Source organism: Moraxella sp. (assembly GCF_024227015.1).
Classification (GTDB): domain Bacteria; phylum Pseudomonadota; class Gammaproteobacteria; order Pseudomonadales; family Moraxellaceae; genus Moraxella.
Genome location: NZ_JAAELD010000014.1, coordinates 1 through 4695, shown reverse-complemented (window position 1 = coordinate 4695; position 4695 = coordinate 1). Strand labels below are relative to the sequence as shown.

Sequence of the window (4695 nt, the reverse complement as noted above, 5' to 3'; positions counted from 1 at the left end):
GGCAAGGTTGGAGATTGGGCGTATCCTGTGGTTCTTATGGCGCTGTTTGCGGTGGCGATATACATCAATTATCATGAACGCATGATGGCAAAACTGCGTCTAAATCGACAAGGAGGCGCGGCATGAAGTCACATATTTTAGCCAGATATGTCATCCGAGCGGCGTTTTTGGCGATGCTTGGCGCGGTACTTGGACTGTGGTTGTTGCAGTTGATCTTTGCTTATTTAAATGAGCTTGAGGATCTAAGCGATACTTATACGGTGATGGATGCACTCAAATTCATCCTCTATCGTTCGCCGTATTTCTTGGTGCAGTTCATCCCAACCGGCGCGCTGCTTGGTGCTGTGGTGGGCTTGGGACTGTTGGCGGGTAACAGTGAGCTTGTGAGCATGCAGGCATCGGGCGTGAGTAAATATCGCATCATTAGCTGGGCGATGATCCCTGCCAGCGTGTTCGTGGTGTTGTCGCTTGCGGTGAATCAATTCGTACTGCCCATCACCAATCAAAAAGCCGAAGCCATCAATACGCGCACCCCTGAGACTAAGCTTGTGTCCGTGAATGGCTACTGGTCGGTGAATGAGCACGATGGCGGGCAAGACATTGTGCATATCAGCTATGCCGACAGCGATGGGGTGCTTGGCGAGACCAAGCGCTATACGCTGGATCAAAGTAGCAACTTAACAGAGGCGATGCGCGCATCGTCAGGCGTGTATGATGCCAAGAGTAGTGATGATCGTTATTCATGGCAGCTGTCCGACATCGATGTGGTGAATATTAATGCATCAGGTGTGCGCCGTACCCATGAGGATGCCAAGATTTTGACACTGCCCATCGCGCCTACCGATGTGCATCTATTGACCCGTGAGCCTGAGGACATGTCGCTGACAGACCTGTATGCTCATGGTACTCTGATGAATCATCAAGGTTCATCATCAGCGCGTCATGAATTAAAATTCTGGCAGAAGCTGCTATCGCCCTTTGCGGTGCTGTCATTGGTGTTGGTGGCATCGTCATTTGTATTTGGATCGCTGCGTTCCCAAGGGTTGGGGCTTAGGATCGTGTTGGCGTTATTGACAGGGCTTTTGTTTAGTTATCTGACCGACCTGACCGGCTTTATTGCCCTGGCTGCCAATTGGTCGCCATTTGTCATGGCGCTGCTACCCATCATCATCAGTGCGCTGGCAGGCGTCTATCTACTACAAAAGCGGCAATAATGGGTAAATAAAAAAGCAGGTAACAACCTGCTTTTTATGTGACACTGAATCATTAACTCTCTGCACCATCTGGGACGAACACATAGCCCACGCCCCATACGGTTTGGATGTAGCGTGCTTGAGATGGATTATCTTCAATAAGGCGGCGCAGGCGAGAGACTTGCACATCGATCGAACGCTCCATCGCACCCCATTCACGACCACGAGCTAAGTTCATGAGCTTGTCGCGAGTTAGTGGTTCTCTTGGGTGCTGTACTAATGCCTTTAATACGCTAAATTCGCCTGTGGTTAGCGTGACGACATTACCATCGCGTTTCAAGGTACGCGTTGATAGGTCAAGCGTCCAAGGGCCAAATTCAACCACTTCCATCTGCTGCGATGGTGCGCCTGGAAGCTCGCGGTTTTGGCGGCGTAGGACTGCCTTAATACGAGCCAACAGCTCTTTTGGGTTGAATGGCTTAGGCAGGTAGTCGTCCGCTCCTGCTTCTAGGCCTGCGATGCGGTCAGCATCAGAACCTTTGGCGGTCAGCATGATGATGGGAATGTCAGAATTTTCGGCGCGTAGACGCTTACAGATGCTGATGCCATCTTCGTCTGGCAACATCAAATCAAGTACGATCAAAGAGAAAATCTCGCGCGCGATGAGCTTATCCATCTGCTTGCCATCATGCGCCACGCGCACGACTAAGCCATCATCTTCTAAGAATCTTTGTAATAAGGTGCGCAGACGTACGTCATCGTCCACAACCAAAATGCGATGAGCAATATTTTCGTTAGTTTCTGTCATGGTTTATCCTTAGGTGATTACCACTGATTATTATTGTTAGTGTACAACATTGCACAAAAAAATGTAACAAATTTTTGGCAACTTTGCAAAATTTTTCAACCTTTCATCCTTATCATACCATGCCCGCGCTATGAATAAAGCAAAATTTGCAAACGATAACAAATTTTAACTCAATTTCGCCGTTTGGATGAATTTTGCGGTTTTTATGATTTGGTGACTATGGTAAAATGATAACTATTTTAAGTTCCCATTTTTTGGATTTTTAAAGAACAAGCCTATGACAGATATCGCCCAAACCCCGATCGATCATGCCGCCATCTATGACAAACTCGCCAAAGAGCAAAGCGTAAAACCAAGTCAAGTGGCGGCATTTGCTGAGTTATTTGATGAGGGTGCGAGCGTGCCATTCATCGCCCGTTATCGTAAGGAGCAGACAGGCGGTCTAGATGATGCCTTGCTGCGTGCATTAGAAAAAGGCCTGGTGTTACAGCGTGATCTGGCGACCAGACGCATTAAGATTATTGAGCTTTTGACCGCTCAGAATGCGCTGACTGACGAGCTTATTGCTCGCATCGAGGCGGCCAACACCAAGCTTGAATTAGAAGAGATCTATCAGCCTTATCGTCCGCGTCGTCGTTCGGTGGCTGCCCGCGCCAGATTGGCAGGGCTTGAACCTATTGCACAAGACATTTTAGCAGGTGCAGCGCCTAGCGAGGCTTTGGCAGGATTTAGCTGTCCTGAGACTCTGACCGATGAGACTGGTGAGACCTTTGAGGCTGATTTTAAAGACTTTGATAAGCAGTTGGCAGGCGTGCAGGCGATTGTCCTAGATACTTGGGCGCAGTCTTTGGATCTACTCGATGAAGTGCGAGTTGGCTTTAATAAGACAGCCAGCATTCGCTCGGAGCTTGTCGGTGAAGAAAAGCGCGAGGCAGGTGAGAAATTTAAAGATTATTTTGAGCACAGCGAACCATTTGCCAAGCTGTCGAATCACCGTTTGCTTGCCATGCTGCGCGGTCGTCAGCAGAATGTACTGGTGCTGCATGTTGATGGCGAAGATGAGCCATTTGTCCAAAAAATCAAAAACCACTTTGGCGTTGATGAGTCATCGGTCAATGGCGAATTTTTGGCGGATACGGCCAATAAGCTTTGGCATGCCAAGTGGCGCAGTCAAATTGAGCATCGCCTATTAACCGAGCGCCGTGTGGCGGCAGAGACCGATGCGATTGGTGTGTTCGCCGAGAATCTAAAGCATCTACTGATGACAGCGCCAGCAGGGCGTAAGGTGATTTTGGGTGTGGACCCAGGCATCCGTCATGGTGTGAAGATGGCGGTGATCGATGCCACGGGTGATGTGCTCGCCACCGATACAGCTTATCCATTCGAGCCTTATAATAAAGTCGATGAAGCGCGCAAGATGATCGCAGATCTGATCAGAGTGCATGGCGTGGAGCTGGTCGCCATCGGTAACGGCACCGCAAGTCGTGAAAGCGAAAGTTTGGTAAAATCCATCATCGACGATGAGAAGCTGCCTGCCAAAGCGCTGGTCATCTCAGAGGCGGGCGCATCTGTATATTCGGCAAGCGAGATTGCCAGCAATGAGCTGCCTGATCTTGATGTGTCCGTGCGCGGCGCTGTATCGATCGCGCGCCGTCTTCAAGATCCGCTGTCAGAGCTGGTAAAAGTTGAGCCAAAGGCGATCGGTGTTGGGCAATATCAGCATGATGTTAACCAAACTGAATTGGAATCTAGCCTTGATAAAGTAACCGAAGACTGCGTGAACGCTGTGGGTGTGGACGTGAACACGGCAAGTCCTGCTATTCTAGCGCACATCGCAGGTCTTAATAAGAATGTCGCACAGCAGATCGTGGATTATCGTCGCAGCAATGGCGCCTTCAAAAACCGTGAAGAGCTAAAAGCCGTGCCGCGTCTGGGTGTGAAGACCTTTGAACAGGCGGCAGGGTTCTTACGCATCAAGGATGGCACGGAGCCATTGGATGCCACGGGCGTCCACCCAGAGAGTTATGGGCTGGTGTATGAGATTTTGCGTAAAGCGGATAAGTCATTAACAGACGTACTTGGTAATGAAGCGGTCGCCAAATCGTTCAATGACAGCGCTGATAATTTTAGTCAGCTTGCAACCGTCGTCGCTGAGCTTGCTAAGCCAGCACACGACCCACGCGGAGAATTTAAGACTGCCAAGTTCCGCGATGATGTTAATTCTATCAAAGATCTGACGGTGGGCATGGTACTAGAAGGCGTGGTGACGAACGTGACCGCCTTTGGCTGCTTTGTCGATGTTGGCGTGCATCAAGATGGTCTGGTTCACATCTCAGAGCTATCTGATGGGTTCGTGGACAATCCTGCGGCTGTCGTTAAGCCTCAGGATATCGTATCAGTGCGAGTAATCTCCGTTGATGAGGCTCGTAGTCGCATTGGCTTTAGCATGAAATCAGAAGCTGCCAAGGCGGATAAAAAAGCCGACAAGCCAAAAGAAAAAGAAGAGCGTAAGCCACGCACATCCGATAAGAAAGCGGATAAAGCCAAAGATCAGCGCAACGAGCGTCGCCGTTTTGATAAATCAGAAAAACCAAAAGCTCAAGATAATAAAGTCGGCAGCTTAGGCGCGCTATTAAAGCAAGCAGGCCTATAACTTGATAAGATAAATAACATAAAATAAGCCATCAGATGATT

General features: G+C 49.3%; 3 protein-coding genes. 2 read left to right on the top strand and 1 reads right to left on the bottom strand.

Going from position 1 to position 4695, the window contains the following annotated elements; all coding sequences use genetic code 11:
• Positions 1 to 122: 122 nt before the first annotated feature.
• Complete coding sequence (lptG, locus tag GY683_RS00270; protein ID WP_297286850.1) at positions 123 to 1214, top strand: LPS export ABC transporter permease LptG; 1092 nt, start codon at positions 123 to 125, stop codon at positions 1212 to 1214.
• Between the two features lie 52 nt (positions 1215 to 1266).
• Here lptG and ompR read toward each other — a convergent pair whose 3' ends face one another.
• Complete coding sequence (gene ompR / locus GY683_RS00265; RefSeq protein WP_297286849.1) at positions 1267 to 2001, bottom strand: two-component system response regulator OmpR; 735 nt, start codon at positions 1999 to 2001, stop codon at positions 1267 to 1269.
• 277 nt (positions 2002 to 2278) lie between these two features.
• On the opposite strand from ompR, the gene GY683_RS00260 reads away from it, so the two are divergent.
• Positions 2279 to 4654 carry a Tex-like N-terminal domain-containing protein gene (locus GY683_RS00260; RefSeq protein ID WP_297286848.1) on the top strand — a complete coding sequence of 792 codons (2376 nt, stop codon included), beginning with the start codon at positions 2279 to 2281 and terminating at the stop codon, positions 4652 to 4654.
• The last annotated feature ends 41 nt before the right edge of the window (positions 4655 to 4695 follow it).